Below are 19,881 nucleotides of genomic sequence, written 5' to 3' on the forward strand. Positions count from 1 at the left end.
GGCCTTGATTGCGGTCACCTCATGAGGAAGCGCCGACGACTCAGCGAAGGAACTGCTCCAGTTTCTCGCAAGAGCCGAAGCATAATCACCGTTTCCCTTTAGCCTCGGTCCAAATCCCTGGCTACAAATGTCTACGGAAAACTCGGCTTCAGTTTGCGCCAGCGTTGGGTGCCGGCTCCTCAGTGAAGATTGCGTCGGTTGTCCGTCCAATGGAGATCAACTCTTAGTATCCCCGGCGCGTCCTGTCGGGTCGACAGCCTCTGCCACTGCTTCTTTCTTGGCTCTTGGAAGCACGGTCATCAGGAGGATGAATGCAGAGAGGATGAGGCAGACCGCATTGGTGATGATGATGGGCCATTCGTCTTTCACCAGGCCAAAGGTCAGCCATAGCGCAAAACCCAAGACAGTCAGCACGTACATCGGCGCCGAGATACTGTTAGTGTCGCGCGTTCTGATGATTTTCCAGGCCTGCGGCGTAAAGCTGGTCATCGAACATATGGCTGCGAGATATCCGACGATCGTGACAATTTCCATCGAAAGTCCAATCTTAGGAACGTCCGGCTCAGAGCTTATTCGCCTGCGCGAGACTCGAAACGCGGACGACGCCGTGCTGGCTTCCCAACGTGAGCGTGGAAACCGTGCTCTGCGCTTGAGACACACCCGAAATCTGTTGGTCGCTGGTGTCGTATGTCGTGGTCGTCGATGACTGAGGACGTTTTAGGGAAACACCGCGTAGCGCAGACCATTCTGAGATCCGTCAGATGAAGGATCACCAAGCTCCTGGAGCCACCATGACCCGGCGTGGCGCGATCATCAGCCCGGTCCTGCGGGGGTGCTCGCAGGTGCCTCGACAGTTCACCCGCAATGGCATTGAGCTTTGCTTTAAGGCTGTCGTTGAACATGTCGCCGACCATGGTCATGCCGGAAGACCATTGCGACGTCCCGCCGAAGTCGGCATGGCTGAAGTGGGCCATGGTTCCGCCACCGCGGCGCAAGGCTTGAAAGACCGCCCTCACGTCGGAAACGCCGTGTTCGCGTGCAAGCCTGGCGGTTAAATCAGCGTCTTCCCCGGCGCTTGCCATCGAATGTTCACCTCAGTTTTGTCGCCGACAAAACTGCACTCGGCGGTCTTGGTTCCAGAGGGTGGGGTGGCCGCTCTCGAAAGGGCGGCAATACTCCGGCGCAGTCTTTCCCAAAAGAGGAACTGGGCCGCTGTCACAAGGAACTTAAGGGTGAGGCCGGCATTGAGAGTGTTCTGAAGTCAGGTTTCTCAAACAGGAAATATTAGCATGGCCAAGACCGCTAGACAGTCGTCGGGCAAGCCCGCGACGATCCATGATCAAAAGCTGACGCGCGGTAATGGAGGGGAGCTTCACCAGGTCGCGGAAGGGGATACCGATACCCCCATCCTGACTACCGCGCAAGGCGGTCCCGTGGCTGATGACCAGAACACATTGAAGATCGGCGAGCGCGGACCGGCGCTCATCGAAGACTTCCATTTCCGGGAGAAAATCTTCCACTTCGACCACGAGCGAATTCCCGAGCGCGTCGTCCATGCGAGAGGCTATGGCGCCCACGGCTTTTTCGAGACCTACGAGTCGCTGTCCGCCTACACGCGCGCCGACATCTTTCAGCGCGCCGGAGAAAAGACGCCGGTTTTCGTGCGCTTCTCGACTGTCGCCGGATCGAAAGGTTCGTTCGATCTCGCGCGCGACGTTCGCGGGTTCGCGGTCAAATTCTATACGCAGGAGGGCAATTGGGATTTGGTCGGCAACAACATTCCGGTGTTCTTCATCCAAGACGCTATCAAGTTTCCGGATGTCATCCATTCCGTGAAGCCGGAGCCCGATCGCGCCTTTCCGCAGGCCCAGTCGGCCCATGACAATTTCTGGGACTTCATAAGCCTCACGCCGGAATCGATGCACATGATCATGTGGGTCATGTCCGATCGTGCCATCCCGCGCTCCTTCCGGTTCATGCAGGGCTTTGGGGTCCACACCTTCAGGTTGGTCAATGCGAAGGACGAATCCACCTTCGTCAAATTTATCTGGAAGCCAAAGCTCGGCATGCAGTCGGTGGTTTGGAACGAAGCCGTCAAGATCAACGGCGCCGACCCGGATTTCCACCGGCGCGACCTGTGGAATGCGATCCAGTCCGGTGATTTCCCGGAATGGGAGCTCAACCTTCAGCTATTCGACCAGGAGTTTGCCGACAGTTTTGACTTTGACGTTCTCGACCCGACCAAGATCATTCCGGAGGAAATCCTGCGTCCGATTCCGGTCGGTCGCCTAGTGCTCGACCGTATGCCTGATAACTTCTTCGCTGAGACCGAGCAGGTCGCGTTCATGACGCAGAACGTGCCGCCGGGCATCGACTTCTCCAACGACCCCCTACTACAGGGCCGCAACTTCTCCTATCTCGACACACAGCTCAAGCGGCTGGGCAGTCCGAACTTCACGCACATCCCGATCAACGCGCCCAAATGCCCGTTCCATCATTTCCAGCAGGACGGCCACATGGCCATGCGCAACCCGGTTGGACGCGTGAACTACCAGCCGAATTCGTTTGGCGAAGGACCGCGCGAATCTCGCGAGCGCGGGTTCAGGTCGTTCGCCGACGCGGAACAGGGCCAGAAAGTCCGACTACGCGCCGAGAGCTTCGCGGACCACTACAGCCAGGCGCGCCAGTTCTTCAACAGCCAGACCGCCCCGGAGCAGCGTCATGTCGCCATGGCCCTCACCTTCGAGCTCAGCAAGGTCGAGACGGTCGCTATCCGCGAGCGCATGGTCGCGCATCTTCTAAATATCGATGAGGGACTTGCCGAAACCGTTGCCGATAAACTCGGCATGAAGGACCTTCCTCAGCCTGCGGACGCCGCTGTTGCGCCCCGCGATCTCGAACCGTCGCCGGCGCTCAGCATCATCGAGAACGGGCCGGAGAGTTTCGCTGGCCGCAAGGTCGGAGTGCTCGTCGGTCCCGGCGCCGATGCCTCGCTGCTGAAGAAGTTGCAGTCGGCGATCGAGAAAGAAGGCGCCGTCATGGAGGTTGTCGCGCCAAAGGTCGGCGGCGTCGAAGCCGCCGACGGAAGCTGGATAGCGGCGAAGCACATGATCGACGGCGGGCCTTCAGTCCTGTTCGACGCGGTTGTGCTCCTCCTCTCTGAAGAGGGAGCTGAGCGCTTGACTGGTGAGGCTGCTGCGCGGGATTTCGTTGCCGACGCTTTCGCCCACTGCAAGTTCATCGCTTTCACTTCGGGGAGCATTCCGTTGTTGCAGAGGGCCGGCGTCGATCCGGAAGCCGACGAGGGCCTGATTGGGCTCTATGATCCGAAGGCTGTCGCCAAGTTCATCGCATCCTGCCGCAAGCTTCGGCTCTGGAGCCGCGAAATGACGGTCAAGCTATAGCAGGCTCGACACATCCAAAAAGGAGTTCCGCAGTGCAAATTGTTCGAACCGATGTCTCGCGCGCGACCTCGCCAACCGGAGAGCCCATCCTGCGTGTTGTCTTTTGGGGTGAAGGCGGAGACTGTGTCACGGTCGACATGGCGAGTATCGAAGCTGGCAACGACGACGCGGCTCTCGATCGGGCGCGGGCTATCTTGGTGCAGACAGCCACTTTCGGCATTGCGGCTAAGGACTAGGACGCAGCGGCAACTTCGATGACGTTGCCTTTACCGCGGCCGGCAATGGCCACGGCGATGTCTACATCTTCGAGTGCCGTGACGGTGATGGCAGTCGGCAGGTTCCGCCGTCGAGAATGCCGAGCTACGGGGCCGCCGCCTAGCGTTTCCCAAGCGAGTGCTTTGGATCTAAGCCAACCTCTGCTTCACGCTTGTTGTACGAGCGCGCGCAAAAAGCGGTGTGGCGGCCGCGAAAACATTCTTTCGGCACAATGGCCTGAGATCGCTTTGGTAGCACTGTTCCGATTTGGCGCGTGGGGCATGATCTGGTCGGGTCATACCAGCCTACAATGAAGAGCACGGCCTCGGCGCGGCGAACCAGGCGCCTCGCCACGGCGGGGAGGTACAGTCTCTTGTCAGCTACCTTATGGATGCCAACCTCTGGTTTGAATCTTTCCAACTACAGCGGTAATGGTCCTCTCGTCGATTTTTCTACGGCACAAAGGCTCGCCGGAATCGAAGCCTGCTGGCGCGGCAAACGCCGAGCCGGGGGCGGGAGCGTCGCCTCACCGGAAATCGTTAATCGTCCGAGATCAGCCGATAGTGAAAACGGTCCCGGATATTGTCATTGAAGAATCGGCCTTGGCGAAGGCGTTTCGGAATGCGGTGTAGACCTCCACAGGAACCCTCGTAGTCATGGCGCTTGCCACTCGCAGCGAACCACACGGAGAAAACCTCGCTCTCGGGATCGTATTCGCTCTTGCGGATCGACGTCGAAGGCCGGGCGTCGACCTAGACGAGCGCCATCGGCATGTAGCGGATGATAACCTTGTCCTGCCGAAATCTTCGTTCGAGTTCCGCGCGGCGGTCGTGCCAGTCCGCCAGATCGATTTCTTCCGTCATCACCTCGAAGATAACGATGTCGTCTCTTTCAGATTCCGCGCCTTGCCGCCACAGGCCCTCCGCAGGCGCCTGAAGAAAAGCCGTAACGCCTTTAAATCGGCTCGCCAGTTCCTCCTTGACCCGATCGAAATCTTCCCGCGGAAAAGGCTGGCCGCCGTTGTCGGCTCGGGGAAGCAAGATCTGGATAAGGTGCATGGGGCCACTCGCTGAATGGCAGTCAACGCTTACGAAGTCGACGCGTTCCTTTGTGCAAGAGGTAGGCTAGGACTTGGGCGCTACGCCTAGTTCATCAGGCCCGGCGCGCGCAGGGCGACTCCATTCGGCTCCGCGCCAGATTCTCTAACGTCGCCGCGCCAGCCGGGGTGCGTCTCGACCCACAATGGCGCAGCTGGACGCTTGTTGGTGGCCACGCAAATCAGTCGAACTTCGACCTCTCGCCGGAAATATTCCCGTTTGAGCAAAAGGGAGGCCCCCGCTCTCGATAAGATACGCGAGAGGCAGTGCCAGTTCGCCTCGAGGAATGCCCCAGAGCAAAGCCGCCATCTGCAGGCCCCGCGCCGCCCACCAGGCTTTGTCGATATCGAAGAAGGGCGCCCAAGCACGAAATCGATCTCGTTACGGCGCGATTGAAGGCGGCTGAGGCGCACTATCGCGAAAACTATGGGAAAGGAACAAGGTTATGACTGAAAACATCACCGCCGAAGTAAGCAGCGGCAATGTGTTTGCGGATTTGGGCTTTGACAATCCCGAAGAGGAATTGCTCAAGGCCAAGCTGGCTCGTGAGATCCGCGCCATTATCAAGCGTCGGCGCCTGACCCAGGCGAAATCGGCTCAATTGCTTGGCATGAAACAGCCAGACGTATCAGCGATCGTCACCGGCCGTACGGGGAAGTTTTCAATCGATCGCCTTGTTCGGTGCCTGGGCCGGCTCGATTACAAAGTTGATGTGGTCGTTCGACACAAGCCGCGTAAATCCGTACGAACGGCAGCAGAAGCGGCCTAACTATCGGCAGAAACTTGGAGTCCGGCTCTCGATAAGATCTCCCTCGTCAGAGATTTCCATTTCCTCTTCCTCCAGGCCTATTTCGGTGGAGACGAATCCGGCACCTTGGGCGGCCCCATCGCGACCAAAACCGAATTAGCCGTTCGCGACCGAGAGCTGCGAGGTTACACTTCCCCAGATGTCTTAAAGGAGACTTGGTCGGCGTCTCGCCGCGATCGACCTGGCGCTCTGTTTCCGTCGCCCAGCACCGTGCGTCGTCGCGGCGCAGGAAGGTCTCGCTGACGTAGCGATCTTTGCGACGGACTTGGACACGCCAGGAGCCGGACGAGAGTTTTGTGTAGGTGGCCATTTTTTGTGTGCGCTCCATGTGCACTGAGAGATCGAAACGTGGCGAAAAGGGTCGTATTCTGGCGTAAATTCGTGTGCACTCGGCAGGTTCTGGCCGCGGCTATTCGCGTAACGTTAGCGAGATTGCGAGGATCAGGAGCGTGTTCGACGGCAGGATTTCGATACCCGCCATGCCCGGCCGGCACCAGTCCACGGGAGGCGCCAGAGTGGCACAATGTGTCATGACGGGCTTCGCCAGCCCGCTGCGCCCCCAACAGGGCACAGTGGAAAACCTGTGAGCGTCGGGTTGTGTCGGGCCAAGAGCCTACACCAGGCCGAGCTTGCAGGACGGTGCAAATCGCTTTATAGAGCGCGCGGCCGATTGAGGGCGGCCACCCGTTTTCAAAGGTTGCCCCATGTCCGATAACTTCTCGCGTCTAACCGCCTTTCTCGCCGTTGTGCTAGCCCTCCTTTGTGCTGGTTTCCAGTTCCACAACGGCCACGCCATTCCCACGCTCTACTTCATGGTCGGCGCAATCCTGGTGACGGCGTTCACTCACCTGAACGTTCGCAGAGGACTGATTTAGCGATCATGCGATAATTTCGCGCCAGTTGCCTTTTCAGTGAAAACGCTTTGAGCGTAACATCCAACGGGATCGGTGCGCTGGCTGGTAGGCGATGCAGGGATTGACCCTGCGACCACTGCATAAGAAGCGTGGTCCTGGCTTTGTCCTGGCCCGTTGCAGCCGCGCGCAAGGCGCTGTTTCACTCGATCTTTGGCAACCGATGCTGAAGGCCCGTCTACGCTAGGGCTTTTCTGCAAGGATCGCCGCGGCGGTCTGCTCGTCCGTGATCAAAACATCGACGACACCGAGACGCAGCACCGCGCGCAGCACCGGAACCTTGTCGAGGCCACCGGAGGGCAAGATGACGGTGTCGATGTCGCGCAGGCTTTCAGGAGCGAGGCCTATCACACGATGGTTGAGCGGGTGATTGACGAGCTGTCCATCGGCATCGATCCAGTGGCCGCAAATATCGCCGACGGCGCCTGCCTGGTGCAGCGATATGAGATCGTCCTCGCCTATCAGCCCGATCCGAAAAATGGTGGCGTCCTTGTGCACCGCACCGACCGAGACGAAAGCGGCATCGACGTCGCGGGCATGGGTGAAGGCGTCTTCCAGGATCGACTGGCGCATCAGCAGATCGCGCGTGGCCTCGGTATCGGTGAACACCGGTGCGGCGATGTAGAAACATTCCGCGTCGTAAAGCGCAGCGAGCCGCGACGCCATCTCATAGATGTTGATCGCCGACCCGCGCGTCAGTCCGCCGAGCAAGGAAACGACGGACATCCCTTTGACCGGACGTACGGTCACCGACCGGAGGCTGAGTTGGAGCGTGCGACCCCATCCCACGCCCACCGATATCCCGTCGCGGATCCTGAGCGACAGGGCTTGCCCGGCGGCGGCTGCGATGACTTGGGGTAGCAGAGCAGGATCGGGCGGTGTCGGAACCACGATTGGATCCGAGACGCCGTAGCTATGACGCAACCGGTTCTCCAGCTCAATGCAGTTCGCCACCTTCGAATTGATGCGGATCTGAACTATCCCCCGCTCGCGGGCCTGCGCCAGCATTCGGTTGACGCGAAGGCGAGTTAGGCCAAGGGACTTGGCGATTTGGGCTTGCGTGAGGTCTCCGACATAAGCCAGCCAGGCGGCGCGGACGAGGAGCCCTTCCTCACGATCGGTCGAGACGGAGCTGGTTACGGCGTGGCGGCCATCACGTTTTTTTCGGGGTGGTTTCTCCATCACAACATTCTGTCCACTGCGCGGGCTACGAACGGCTCGGCGGCGCCGTGTCCGAATCGATTTGAAGCGTTGGTTGACTTTCTGGCATCGTCCTTAGCACCGGTGATAGCGGTCGAAGGACAAGCCCAGCGGGGCATCATGGCAAATCGCGTCGATGATGGCAGCCGTCAGCGGCAGGTGATCGCCCGGAAGTAAACCTTGCGCCATCATTTTCTCCAATGTTTGGCCAAGATCCAGCGCCAGTTGCGCGCCCTCGACCGTGTCCGAGCTCATATGTTCCCGCTTGGCTACGGAATAAGGCAAGCCGCGACCAAGCAAGCGTCCCATGCGGCCGTTGCGGCCGGCTTGGCAGGTCACATAAAGATCACCGGAGCCAGCCAGTCCCTGCACTGTTTCGATTCTTCCGCCCAGGGCTTCGACCAAAATGGCCATCTCGGCGAGCGATTGCGAAAAAAGGGACGAGGCAAGGTTGTGCATGAGGGCACCATTTGGCACCTTGTGGTCGCGCTCCAGTAGTCCGATCGGAGCGCCAACCGCCAGCGTGTAGAAATTCTTGAAAGCGGCGCAGATCTCGACACCGACGAGATCGGACGACGGTCGCATGTGATAGAAGGGAGCTCGCAGAATGTGGGACGCCGCAGCAATCTGGTCCGGATCGTGCCCGGCCACAATCACTGAGGTATCACGCTGTGCCGCCAGCTCGCCGGCAATGCAGGGTCCGCCGACAGCCATCACTGGGATCGTCAAGGCGGTGCGCCGTTCAATCTCGCGAGCGAGCAGATGTGGCAGGATTTCAATGCCTGCGTCGCTCGCGGCGAGGCCTTTTGTGATCATCAGTATCGGCGCTGGCGACTCGATGCTCTCAGCAATGCGGTCGATCGCCCAGGGAACGCCGGCCGACGAGACGCCGAGTACAAGCAGATCGGGTCCCTCCTTCATCGCTGCCCCGAAGTCAGTCCAGGAACAGGCGGTTACTGCGCCAGGTAGAGTGATGTTGAGCCGCGGATGATGACCTGTGCCCGCCACGGAGCCAATGATTTCCTCATCGAGATGGGTGCCAACGAGAGTGATGCGGTTACCCGCGTGAGCGGCCGGAAGGGTCATGGCAGAGCCCATGACGCCGGCGCCAAGGATAACGATCCGCGCCATTCAATTGCTCTCCTTGTCCAGTCTTTTGCCGCTGTCTTGATCGAACAGGTGGATTCGGTCAGGCGTCGGCTCCAGATGGATCACGGCTCCGGGAGAGAGTTCCATGCGATCATGCAGCACCGAGCAGATCGTGCTGTCGCCCATGCTTGCAAAGATATGAATCTCGGGGCCGGTCGGCTCCACAACGTTGACCGTCGTCGGGATGCCGCTCCCGTTGGCCACCGGTCGAAGATGTTCGGGGCGAATACCATAGATCACCTTCTGCCCGGGCCGGACCGCAGCCTTCGGCGGCAGCGGGAGAGATAGCTTGTCTGTCCGCACCACCCAGGCATCGCGCTCGGGCGCCACCTCGCCATGGAACAAATTCATTGCAGGCGAGCCGATGAACGAGGCGACAAAGAGGTTTGCGGGGTGATCGTAGACATCGAGCGGCCGCCCGATCTGCTCGACGTGGCCGTCGCGCATGATGACGATGATATCGGCCATGGTCATAGCCTCGATCTGGTCGTGCGTGACATAGACGGTGGTGGTCTTCAACCGCTGATGGAGTTCCTTGATTTCCGTCCGCATCTGCACGCGCAGTTTGGCGTCGAGGTTGGACAGCGGCTCGTCAAACAGGAATACGGTTGGATCGCGCACGATGGCGCGGCCCATGGCAACGCGCTGCCGCTGGCCGCCCGAAAGCTGGCGGGGATAGCGTTCGAGGTAGGGAGTGAGGTTGAGGATCGACGCCGCCCATCCCACCTTCTGATTGATTTCTTCCTTGGGGCGTTTCTTCAACTGCATGGAAAAGGCCATATTGTCGAAGACCGTCATGTGGGCGTAAAGCGCGTAATTCTGGAAGACCATCGCGATGTTGCGATCCTTGGGATGAAGAGTATTGACGACCTTGTCACCGATGGCGATCGCACCGGACGTGATTGGCTCTAGACCCGCTATCATTCGTAGCAGAGTGGACTTGCCGCACCCGGACGGCCCCAACAGCACGACGAACTGGCCATCTTCGATCGAAAGATCGAGCCCAGGGATCACTTCGACGGCGCCATACTCCTTCCTTATGTTGCTGATGGTGACAGAGGCCATAAATTGCGATCCCTTCGATTGCGCTTACCCTGTTGGCTTCGCCTTGCGACATGCCGGCGGCGATCCAATACGGTTCACCATTCGCTCTCCAGGAACTCTTCAAGGAGCCCCGCATCGGCGGCCAGATTGACAAAGGACCAGCGGCCACGGATTTCTCGCGAATAGCGAATGGCGTCGTGCCAAAGCTGTCGCGGTAGACCTAATTCTGCTCCGGTGAGCGGCCCTCCCGCAGCCTTGAGCGCCGCCTCCATGCGGGCAACCGGCGTTGCCATCGGACGAAGCTCCCGGCGCAGAGCCGGCCAGATTTCCCAAAGTTTGCGATTGAAGGCTTCCGTCTGGCTGTGATCGAGTGCTGTCTTCTTCATCTCCGCAATGCAAAGTGGCCCAAGTTGCGCCCCATAGCGGGCCAGCATCGCGGTCTCATCGACAAGGGTCGGCCTTGCCTGCGGCGGCTCTTCCGCGTCCATCAGCCTGGCTTGCAGACGCGCCATGACCAGCGAGGCAACCCCAACCTGCTGACCGTGAGTGGTACCGGGATGATGCTCTCGCGCGAACATGTCGATCCAGTGGGAGATTTGGTGCTCTCCCATGGAGCCGGGATGGGAAACGCCGGCGAAGCAGACGCCCATCGAGCATAGCGTCAAGACTCGCTGGAGGTGCCCGACTGCGGTGATGTCATGCCTGGCAAGGCCAGACGCATGGGCCAGCATGGGTTCCTCATCGCCCGCCTGCAGCAAGTAGGGCACGTCGGAATAGTAGGTGCCGAACAGCCGATGCGAGGCCCACCAATCGATCTGCGCGGTGGAACGGCAAAGGCTGTCGCCAAGTCCGGCGGCGCTGAGCCAGGTCGGCGCTGCGGCCGAAATAGCAAGGTCCAGGAAGATGCCGCGCGGAGCGTGCGAGGGCAGCGAGATTTTGAGGCCTGACGCCAAGGTCACCGACGCTGTCGAGGCGCCATAGCCATTCATCGACGCTGCCGTGCCGAAGACGGCATAAGGCCGGTCGTCAAGGAAGGTTGCTTGCTTGCAGCTATCGTTGAGGACGCCCGATCCCACGGCCACGACCCCGTCGGCGTGCCGCGTTCTTTCCCTGATCATCTGGATCGTCGCCTCGTCGCAGGCGAGATCGTGAGGCAGCACGATTTCGTCGACATCGGCGATGGCACGCAGGGCCTTCGCAACGCGCCGACCCATCACTTCGAGGGTGTTGGCGTCCGACACGACAGCGATGCGGCTGCCCAGCGTCAGCGGCGCAACGAGATCCGCCTCGTGGCCCTCGGTTGTTTCCAATAATTCGATCGTTTGGAACGGCAGGTCGGCGGCCGCGCCTGTGTTGGGATCCTTCCACTGTCCTGCGACAACATCCTCGATCAAGGCGTTCCAGTTGGTCGTTTCAGCCATGGTCTGCCTCCATGAAGGCCGCGAGCCGCCGGTTCCAAGCGGAAAGCGTTGGCCAAAGATCAGCGTGAATCGCAAGAAGTTCGGTATAGCGGCAGGCACGACCCACATCGGGTTCGAAGGACTTAGCTGGTTCTCTGGCCATCGTGAGCGACGCTTCTGCGATCGTGGAAAACCAGCCGACCCCCTTTGCCGCTGCCATTGCCGCGCCGAGCGAGGAGGCTTCCACGGTCGTAGAACGTTTTATGGGACGGTTGAGTGCATCCGCCAGAATCTGCATCCACAGGTCGGACTTCGCTCCTCCGCCGATCGCGATGAAGCGGTCGATATTCTGAGCAGCGGCGGCAGCGGCCCGCTGACTTGTCGCGGCTTGGTGCAGCGCTATTCCTTCCAGCACGGCGCGATAGAGGTCGCCGCGGCGGCTCGAGCCGGAAAGGCCGGCAATTACGCCGCGGGCGGCGCTGTCCCAGTGCGGATCCATGACGCCCTGCCAATAGGGCAGGAGAATTGTGCCGCCTGCGCCGATCGGGCTAACGGCGGCTTCGGCCTCAAGCGTCTCCAGGGGGCCGCTGGACCCACACAGATCGGCGCCGAGCATTTCACGCGTCATCCAGTCGACGAGAAAAGTGCCGGCGCGAAGGCACGTTTCGTAGATATATCCGTCTTCGGCGACCGCCGTCTCGGTGCGGAAGGCCGGGTCATGGACGTAGTCGATGCCGAAGCTGCCGGAGACGACCGCCGTGCCGAGGTTTATGTAGGCGCATCCCGCTTGTAACACGCCAGCGCCCGTGCCGGCGCATTGACCGTCGCCGCCGCCGGCGACGATCGGCGTGCCCTCCCGCAAGCCCGTCAGCATGGCGGCTTGCGGGGTCAATTGGCCCAAGATGGTGCCAGGCCGCGCCAGATCCAGCATCAGTCGCCGCGCGACCCCGGCCGCGTCCAATAGTTCGTTCGACCAGTCCATGGTTCGCATGTCGAGCACGCCCATCGGGTCTGCGGAGGCGGTAGACGTTATCCATCGGCCGCTCAAGCGAAAGACCAGGTAGCCGTGCACCTCGGCCATGCGCTGCACCTGGGTAAAGATTTCTGGCTGCTCCTCGCGAAACCAGATCATGCGATAGAGGCATGGGATGACATCCAGCGGCTTGCCGGATATCGCATGGATGCGTGCCGCGCCGAAGAACTCGCCGAAACGGCGTGCCTTGTGGCGGGCACGCTCATCGAGCCAGAGCGTTGCGGGCCCGATCGCTTCCCCCTGCTCATCGAAAAGGCCGAAGCTTTCGCGCTGGTTGGAAATGGCAAGGCCGGCAATGCGTGCCGGCGAAACTGTTGCCGTCACGGTGCGGAGCGCTGTAACCGTCGAGGCCCACCAATCGGCCGGATCCTGCTCGAAATACCCGGAACGAGGGTTGGACATTGCTATCGACGCACGGCCCTCCGCCACGGCGCGACCGTTGCGGTCCCAGGCAATCGCCTTGGTCGCCGAGGTCGAGGAATCAATGCCGATGACGAGATCCGGAACCATTGCCGCCATTTTGCCAAACGGGCGAGGGCGGTCGAAACCGCCCGTCGCCGAAATCACTGGAGTATCCCGCTAAAGGCCGGCATCCTTGACCTTGCCGTCGACTATACCGGCAATGGCATCCAGGCATGCCCTGGCGTCGCCGCCATAGTCCTGGCCCGTTAGCAGCTTGCCGAGCTCAACCGGGATGTCATTGTTCGACAAATCTGCCCAAATCGGCATGTCCGGCTCCGATCCCATTTGGTTGTCGATGGTGTATTTGATCGCGTCGAAATGGCGTGTGGTGCCCGGTCCAACAACGGCTTTCGCCTTGACCCGAGGGTCGGTGAAGGAGGAATTGCGCATCGGCGAGGCGCCGCCGCCCAGCGTCGACACCCGTGCCATCACGTCCTTCGAGCAGACCCACTGCATGAACAGCCATGCTGCTTCCTTGTTCTTGGAATATTGCGACAGCGAGATCGTCGAACCGCCCTGGTGGCCGACGGCCGGGATTTCATTGAAGCCGCAATCGGCGACGGCGCGACGGCCGGGGACCTCCTTGGGCGCCGGCAGAGCCTCGAACAGTCCTTTGACCTTGGAATCGTTGGCATCGAAGCCGGGGAAATCCTCGCCCCAGGTGATTGCCATGGCGGCCTGTCCCTGTGTCAGGGCCTGTCCCTGACCATCCCAGGTCCATGTCGTCGCGGAGGGCGGCGAGTTCTTGACCAGCTCCTGGTAGAATTTTAGCCCGGCCACCCCGCGCTCGTCGTTGCCGACAAACTTCTTGTCCTTGTTGAAGATCGAGCCGCCATGCCCCCACAGTGCGAAGGTCCAGTCGCATTCGAGCGAATAATGTCCGGACTTGGCCTGGCAGGCGGTGCCAAAGATGCCATTGCCCTTTTCTGCCTCTGTGAGAGCCTGCACGGCCTTGAGATAGGCGTCGAGGTCTGTCGGCAACGCGATATTGTGTTTGTCGAAAAGGTCTTTCCGATACATCAGGATGAAGATCGGGATATCGAAGGGAATTCCGCATTGTTTGCCATTATACATAGCGATGCCATCGACAAGCGGCTTGGAGAAATCGTCCCAGTCGAAGTTTGGCATCGCCAGTTCTTTGTTCTGGCCGTAGTATTCGCGCGGATCGATGACATCCTGAGCAAACGTCGCCATCCAGGACTGGTCGAGATAGTAGACGTCATAGGTGCCCAGCTGGCCCTGTACGTCCTGCGTAGCCTTGGCGAGAACCTGTTCCAGCGGGACGATCTCGACCTCGACCTCAATGCCGGTCGCCTTGGTGAACTCACCCGCGACGAGCTGGTTGGCGACGATCGTTGGCGGCGTCGCTTCCGAAGTGTAACGGATTTTCGTGCCGGCATAGGGTTTGCCGACATCGGCCAGCCACTTCAGCATATCCGTGTCCTGGGCGCGGGCTTCTTCGACCCCCAGGCCCAGCCCGGCGCGATTGGAGCGGCCGCCGCCCAGCATGGCCGAGCCAAAGGCAGAAAAGCCAACGCCAGCCAGCGCCATCTTCCTCATGAAGTCGCGTTTGGTCATTCGGTTCGCCGTAAAGTCATTGCAGGTATCGGCGACGAATGTCTTCTTGTCGTGATCTCTGAAGCTCATGATCATTCCTCCTTTGCGATTTGTTTAATTCTTCTCGTTCGGGCCTCACTCCTTCAGCGATCCGAGGGTGAGGCCCCGGACCAGATGCCGTTGAACCAGTAGGATAAAGATGAAGCTGGGTATGATCGCGGACGTGCCAAGTGCTGTGATGTAGCCCCACTCGGTCGCGGTCGAGGTGACAAAAGTCGAAATCTTCACCGGCACAGTGCGGATCGATGTTGTCAGGAACAGAGAGAGCAGGAACTCGGTCCATGAAAAGATGAAACACAGCACAGCTGTCGCGGCGATGCCACCTTTGACCATGGGAACGACCACACGTCGAAACGTCTGCCAGCGCGTAGCGCCGTCAATCAGTGCCGCCTCGTCGACCTCGCGCGGGACATCGTCGAAGAACGACTTCAAAAGCAAGACGGCCAGCGGCAGGTTGATCAAACTGTGAACGAGGATCAGCCCCGTATAGGTGTCGCGCAAGCCGAGATCCCGGAACATGAAAACGACCGGTATGACGATCGCGATTGGCGGCATGAAGCGCTGCGAGAGGATCCAAAAAAGGAAAGACTGCTGGCCACTGAACTGCATTCGTGACAGACAATATGCGGCCAGTGTCGCCAGCAACAGCGTCAGTGCCGTCGAGCCGACAGCTATGATCGCGCTGTCGAGAAGCGACTGGCGGGAATCGTAGGAACTGGCGCCCCCCTTGATCACCCCCGCCGCCTCGCCGCCCTGTTCCATGCCTATGTCGACGCGCGAGACGCCAAGCAGCGTCACGCGGTAATTGTCCGGCGTCGGCGTGAAACCGGTGTAGACCGGTCCGCTGCGGTCGAAGATCGCGGAGTAGGGTTTGACGGAGGACAGAGCCCACCAGGCGATCGGGAACATGAAGATCGCGACCACTAACACGGCGAGCACGTCGCGGGTGATCATCTGGACGCGGGACGGCTCCATCAGAACCTCACCTTGAAAAGCCTGACAAAGACGTTCGACACGGCGATCAGCACAACCAGCACAATCAGCGACAGGGTCGCGGCGTAGGGGAAGTCTCCGGTGAAGTAGATACGGCCGGCATAGAATGAAAGCGTTTCGGTAGCCGTGCCTGGCCCGCCGGCAGTGATGATGTAGACGTAGTCATAGATGCGGAAGAGATCGACGCCGCGGATCAGTACCGCGACCGCTATCACCTTGCGCAGCATCGGCAGTGTAAGCCGCAAGAATGTCTGGATGCCGTTGGCCCCGTCGATCGCTGCGGCTTCGAAAGGTTCTTTCGGCAGCGCGCGCAGGCCTGCCAGGATGATGAGCACCATGAAGGGCGTCCACTGCCATATGTCTGCCAGCAGGATCGCCAGCAATGCGGTAACCGGCTGCGTCAGGATCGGCTGCGCCGGCGAGATCAGGTCGAGGGCGTAGAGGTAGAACGACAGGACACCGAAAGAGCCGTCCTGCATCAGCAAGAACATCATTCCTGTCACGGCAGGCGGCACGACCAGCGGCAGCGTCATCAGCGCCCGAAGTATCCCATAGCCCTTGCGATCGGTATCAAGCAGAAGCGCAATGAGGATGCCGAGTGCAAGCTGAACGGCCAGTGCGACGAAGGTGTAAATCAGCGTCGTTTCCAAAGAGTGCCACATACGCGTATCCGAAAATGCGCGCGCCCATTGGTGCACTCCGGCGAAATCAAGCTGCCGGGAAACGACATTGCGTTTGTGAAACGACAGCCAGACCGAATAGGCGAGAGGATAGATGCCGAAAACCAGAAGCATCACCGTGATTGGCGCGAGCCAGGGAAAAGGATGCTCGGCCGTCATGAACCGGGGTAGGGCCCAGCTGGACCTCTCCTGCGTGAAGGTTGCCGTGCTCACGGGCAAATCTCCGCTTGGTGAGAGAGATGCATTGGCCTTTCTCCCTATCGGCCAGATCGTGCAAACTTGAACTTTTGTAAGTTGGTTGTGCCTTTTGTTAAGGCAGCCTGGGGGACGCGTGTCGACTTGTCAAGTCAGATCCATGTCGGCGGGCGCTGCCCTCGCACGCCCTCCGTCACAGCCGGACATGGATTGTTTTCTGGAACGCGACCGAAGCAGGAGACCGTCTGCATCGGGGTCATCGCTGCGTTGAGCAGTTGCAACTGCGATCACCGACATGGTGGTGATCGCAATGGAGACGGGGAACTACCAATAGTCGACCAGTTCACCAGGCATGGACGCATCAAGGAGAGTGGAGGCGGGCCAAATCTGTTAGCCCGGCGCTCGCCTTAATCCGGCAGTCTGATCTGCAGCTTCACGTCCGCCGGCCGGCCTTCGACCGCGCGGTCGAAAGCCGCGATGGAGTCTTCGAAGGGAAAGGTTGCCGAAATCAGTGGCTTGAGGTCGACCCTACTCGATGCCATCAGCGCGATCGCCCTGTCATATTGGTGGGCATAGCGGAAGACCGTCTCGATGCGGATTTCCTTGGTCGAGGCCGTAGCGATGTCGAACGCCACCGGGGCCACCGGTAGGCCGACCACCACCACGGCGCCGCCGGGTCGCGGCAGATCCAGCAACGTCTCCCATGCTTTGGGCGACCCGGAGCATTCGAAGACGACGTCGGCGCCCCAGCCGGCGGTCAGGCGTTTCACCTCCGCCCCTAGGTTCTTGTCGCGGATGTTGACCGGGACCACACCCTTGAAGCTTTTGGCGATGTCGAGCTTGGGTTGAGCGAGGTCTGCGACGATGGCGCGGGCACAGCCGCCGGCAAGGGCGGCAATCGCCACCATCGTGCCGATCGGCCCTGCCCCAAGCACCACCGCTGTGTCACCCGGCGCGATCTTGGCCTTGGCCGCAGCCTGCATGCCGACGGCGAAGGGCTCGACCATGGCGCCCTCGGCGAAGCTGACATTGTCGGGCAATTTGAAGGTGTAGTTGCCGGGGTGAACGACATGGGCTGTCAATACGCCATGAATCGGCGGCGTCGCCCAGAACCTGACCGCCGGGTCGATGTTGTAGAGGCCGAGCCGGCTCGCCCGCGAATTGGGATCCGCGATGCCTGGTTCCATGCAGACGCGGTCGCCGATCTTCAGATGCTCGACGCCTTCGCCTGTTTCCACGATGGTGCCAGCGGCTTCGTGGCCCAAGACCATCGGCGCTTGGACCACGAACGGGCCGATGCGCCCATGGGTGTAGTAATGCACGTCGGACCCACAGACACCTACCGTATCGATCTTGATACGAACCTCGCCCGGACCCACTGTCTGCGGCAGATCGATATCACGCAGCTTGAGTTGGTGCTGACGTTCAAGGACAAGGGCGCGAACTTTCGTCATCGACGTAATCTCCTCTAGCCAATTGCCCCTCTCGCCTAGGACCGGCTGCCGCCCTGGTCGAACAGCCAAGCCATGGCTGGTTGGATATGGACCGCCGTTGGCAATCTATCGGACTGTGCTGGTCAGCGTCGATATGGACAAGCGAAGAAGCCTTCCACGGTTCTGCGATCGTGTATGCCCGGCTGGTCGACCACTCCTTGCAGGCGCTACCCAATTTTCCGGCGGAACTGAACGCAAGAGACGTTGTTGGTTAGCAGCGGGTTGCGGTTGCGCCAAAAGTGAGGAAATCTTGGAACACTCCTTCGAGTTTCGAACGACCCTGATAGCCGCCCCCTCGTCGGTTCAGCCACCAAGCAATGCGCATTGCGGCCTGATCTCCATGCCAGGTTTCATGCGATGAAAGTCTTGGTAGCGGGCGCAACTGGTCTCATTGGTGCTGCGGTATGCGCGCGGCTTAGCAAGGAAGGACACGAGGTCTCTCGCGTTGTTCGGCCCAACGGATCGCGCTGTTTTTCAGAGAGCCGCGAGATTGTGTTGGACGTCGCGAAGGCCTTGGATCCCGCAGACTGGCATCGCCATTTGTCAGGTGTCGATGCCGTCGTCAACTGCGTCGGCGTCCTGCAAAAAGGGCTGCATGATAGCCCACGCGCGGTTCACCAGAGCGCGGCAGCGGCGTTGTTCAAGGCATGTGCGCAAACAGGGGTCACGAAGGTCATCCATTTCTCTGCAATTGGGGTGGACCGCCTACAGCTCTCCCCGTTTTCGTCCAGCAAGCTAGCGGGGGATGAAGCGCTAACGGCCCTTGATCTTGACTGGGTCATACTGCGGCCCGCTGTCGTACTCGGACGACCCGCCTATGGAGCGAGCGCACTGTTTCGCGGGTTGGCCGCTTTACCACTTCTCCCGATGATGCCAAATACCGGGCGCCTCCAGGTCGTCCAACTCGAAGACGTCGTGTCCACGGTCGAATTTTTTCTGCGCCCCGACAGTCCTTCCCGTGTGGCGGTGGAACTGGCCGGGCCCGAGGCACTCTTGATGAGCGAGGTCATCGACCATTATCGTCGCTGGTTCGGCTGGAGAAAAGCTCGAGAATTTGTCATTCCGGGCGGAGCTTCCAGGGTGCTCTACCGCTTGGGCGATCTGGCAGGCGCGCTCGGATGGCGGCCACCGATGCGGACCAACGCCGCGAAGGAGATCACGCGAGGTGCGACGGGCGACCCTCAGCCGTGGATGAGGATGACCGGGATCCAGCCGTCGAGCCTGTCGAGCACACTTGCGACCAACCCCGCGACGGTACAGGAACAATGGTTTGCTCGCCTCTATTTCGTCAAGCCAGCGATTTTCGTCGTGCTTCCTTTTTTCTGGATTATGACTGGTATCATCGCGCTTACCACCGGGTGGCGTAGCGGTGTCGAACTTCTGAGCAATACGGCAGTCAGCGCACTGGCCGAGCCGACAGTGGTGGCCGGCGCGCTTGCCGACATTGCGGTGGGCACGCTGATTGCCTGGCGATCAACTGCCCGGCTGGGACTTTGGGCAGCGATCGGGATCTCGTTGTTCTATGGGGTTTCGGGCACGATCTTGCGTCCGGGACTTTGGAACGAGCCGCTCGGTCCGCTGATGAAGATCCTGCCAATCCTCGTCGTGCACTTCGTCGCGCTAGCGATCCTGGCGGAGCGCTGATGGTCTATTTCCTGCTGAAGTTCCTCCACATCATCGGGGCCGCCATCCTACTCGGCACGGGCGCTGGTATTGCCTTCTTCATGCTGCTCGCGCACCGGACAGGCAATGCTGCGACGATTGCCGCAGTAGCCCGGATCGTCGTCATTGCGGATTTCGTGTTCACGGCCACGGCCGTTGTCGCGCAGCCTGTGACGGGCGTCGCGCTTGCCTGGCAAGCCGGCTATTCGCTTTGGGAGGGCTGGATTGCCCTGTCGATTCTGCTCTACATCGCCACCGGCCTGTTCTGGCTTCCAGTCGTCTGGATGCAAATAACGATGCGCAATCTGGCGTCAGAGGCAGCAGCATCCGGCGAGCCTCCACCTGAGCGCTACGGTCGACTGTTCCGGCTGTGGTTTATCTTCGGCTTCCCAGCATTCGCAGCCGTGACCGCGATATTCTGGCTGATGATTACGCGACCCGTCATCGAATGGATCTGACTTATCATTTGGGCGCGAAC

16 protein-coding genes are annotated in these 19,881 nt (G+C 60.3%); 5 read left to right on the forward strand and 11 right to left on the reverse strand.

Features of this window, described 5'->3' with window-relative positions:
• Window positions 1-216: 216 nt before the first annotated feature.
• Window positions 217-534, reverse strand: coding sequence for a SemiSWEET transporter (locus FJ960_RS13930; RefSeq protein WP_140714621.1), 318 nt, complete (start codon window positions 532-534; stop codon window positions 217-219).
• Between the two features lie 755 nt (window positions 535-1,289).
• Between FJ960_RS13930 and FJ960_RS13940 the strand changes: the two genes are divergently transcribed.
• Together FJ960_RS13940 and FJ960_RS30270 are read left to right on the forward strand one after the other, a co-directional pair.
• Entirely contained in the window at window positions 1,290-3,404 is a 2,115-nt protein-coding gene (locus tag FJ960_RS13940; RefSeq protein ID WP_140714623.1) for a catalase, read from the forward strand.
• 686 nt (window positions 3,405-4,090) lie between these two features.
• Window positions 4,091-4,291 carry a hypothetical protein gene (locus tag FJ960_RS30270; protein WP_348640965.1) on the forward strand — a complete coding sequence of 67 codons (201 nt, stop codon included), beginning with the start codon at window positions 4,091-4,093 and terminating at the stop codon, window positions 4,289-4,291.
• 120 nt (window positions 4,292-4,411) lie between these two features.
• Here the strand turns inward: FJ960_RS30270 and FJ960_RS13955 are convergent, their stop codons facing one another.
• On the reverse strand, window positions 4,412-4,717 hold the full coding sequence (locus FJ960_RS13955; RefSeq protein WP_140714625.1) for a hypothetical protein: 306 nt from the start codon (window positions 4,715-4,717) through the stop codon (window positions 4,412-4,414).
• Between the two features lie 484 nt (window positions 4,718-5,201).
• On the opposite strand from FJ960_RS13955, the gene FJ960_RS13965 reads away from it, so the two are divergent.
• Window positions 5,202-5,525 (forward strand): helix-turn-helix transcriptional regulator, encoded by a 324-nt coding sequence (locus FJ960_RS13965; protein ID WP_140714627.1) that lies wholly within the window; start codon window positions 5,202-5,204, stop codon window positions 5,523-5,525.
• A gap of 1,133 nt (window positions 5,526-6,658) precedes the next feature.
• Here the strand turns inward: FJ960_RS13965 and FJ960_RS13975 are convergent.
• From FJ960_RS13975 to FJ960_RS14015, 9 genes are all read right to left on the reverse strand, one after another.
• Window positions 6,659-7,657, reverse strand: a complete 999-nt coding sequence (locus FJ960_RS13975; RefSeq protein ID WP_140510731.1) for a sugar-binding transcriptional regulator — start codon at window positions 7,655-7,657, stop codon at window positions 6,659-6,661.
• Between the two features lie 93 nt (window positions 7,658-7,750).
• A complete protein-coding gene (locus FJ960_RS13980; protein ID WP_140714629.1) occupies window positions 7,751-8,806 on the reverse strand; it encodes a glycerol-3-phosphate dehydrogenase in 1,056 nt (351 codons plus the stop codon).
• Window positions 8,807-9,889 (reverse strand): sn-glycerol-3-phosphate ABC transporter ATP-binding protein UgpC, encoded by a 1,083-nt coding sequence (gene ugpC / locus FJ960_RS13985; protein ID WP_140714631.1) that lies wholly within the window; start codon window positions 9,887-9,889, stop codon window positions 8,807-8,809. It lies immediately after the preceding gene.
• 74 nt (window positions 9,890-9,963) lie between these two features.
• Window positions 9,964-11,289, reverse strand: a complete 1,326-nt coding sequence (locus tag FJ960_RS13990; RefSeq protein ID WP_140714633.1) for an iron-containing alcohol dehydrogenase — start codon at window positions 11,287-11,289, stop codon at window positions 9,964-9,966.
• A complete protein-coding gene (locus FJ960_RS13995; RefSeq protein ID WP_140714635.1) occupies window positions 11,282-12,820 on the reverse strand; it encodes an FGGY-family carbohydrate kinase in 1,539 nt (512 codons plus the stop codon). The genes FJ960_RS13990 and FJ960_RS13995 overlap by 8 nt, the downstream gene beginning before the upstream one ends.
• A gap of 60 nt (window positions 12,821-12,880) precedes the next feature.
• The gene (locus FJ960_RS14000; protein ID WP_140714637.1) at window positions 12,881-14,410 is read right to left on the reverse strand and encodes an extracellular solute-binding protein; all 1,530 of its coding nucleotides are present in this window, start codon (window positions 14,408-14,410) and stop codon (window positions 12,881-12,883) included.
• Between the two features lie 45 nt (window positions 14,411-14,455).
• Window positions 14,456-15,355, reverse strand: coding sequence for a carbohydrate ABC transporter permease (locus FJ960_RS14005; protein ID WP_027146061.1), 900 nt, complete (start codon window positions 15,353-15,355; stop codon window positions 14,456-14,458).
• Entirely contained in the window at window positions 15,355-16,266 is a 912-nt protein-coding gene (locus FJ960_RS14010; RefSeq protein WP_246672794.1) for a sugar ABC transporter permease, read from the reverse strand. Before FJ960_RS14010 ends, FJ960_RS14005 begins: the two co-directional genes overlap by 1 nt.
• Before the next feature lie 389 nt (window positions 16,267-16,655).
• Window positions 16,656-17,702 carry an NAD(P)-dependent alcohol dehydrogenase gene (locus FJ960_RS14015; protein WP_140714639.1) on the reverse strand — a complete coding sequence of 349 codons (1,047 nt, stop codon included), beginning with the start codon at window positions 17,700-17,702 and terminating at the stop codon, window positions 16,656-16,658.
• A 396-nt stretch (window positions 17,703-18,098) separates the two neighbouring features.
• On the opposite strand from FJ960_RS14015, the gene FJ960_RS14020 reads away from it, so the two are divergent.
• Both FJ960_RS14020 and FJ960_RS14025 read left to right on the forward strand, forming a co-directional pair.
• Window positions 18,099-19,385 (forward strand): SDR family oxidoreductase, encoded by a 1,287-nt coding sequence (locus tag FJ960_RS14020; RefSeq protein ID WP_140714641.1) that lies wholly within the window; start codon window positions 18,099-18,101, stop codon window positions 19,383-19,385.
• Window positions 19,385-19,861 (forward strand): DUF2269 domain-containing protein, encoded by a 477-nt coding sequence (locus FJ960_RS14025; RefSeq protein ID WP_140714643.1) that lies wholly within the window; start codon window positions 19,385-19,387, stop codon window positions 19,859-19,861. Before FJ960_RS14020 ends, FJ960_RS14025 begins: the two co-directional genes overlap by 1 nt.
• Window positions 19,862-19,881 lie beyond the last annotated feature (20 nt).

It is taken from the genome of Mesorhizobium sp. B2-3-11, from assembly GCF_006442215.1.
GTDB lineage: Bacteria > Pseudomonadota > Alphaproteobacteria > Rhizobiales > Rhizobiaceae > Mesorhizobium > Mesorhizobium salmacidum.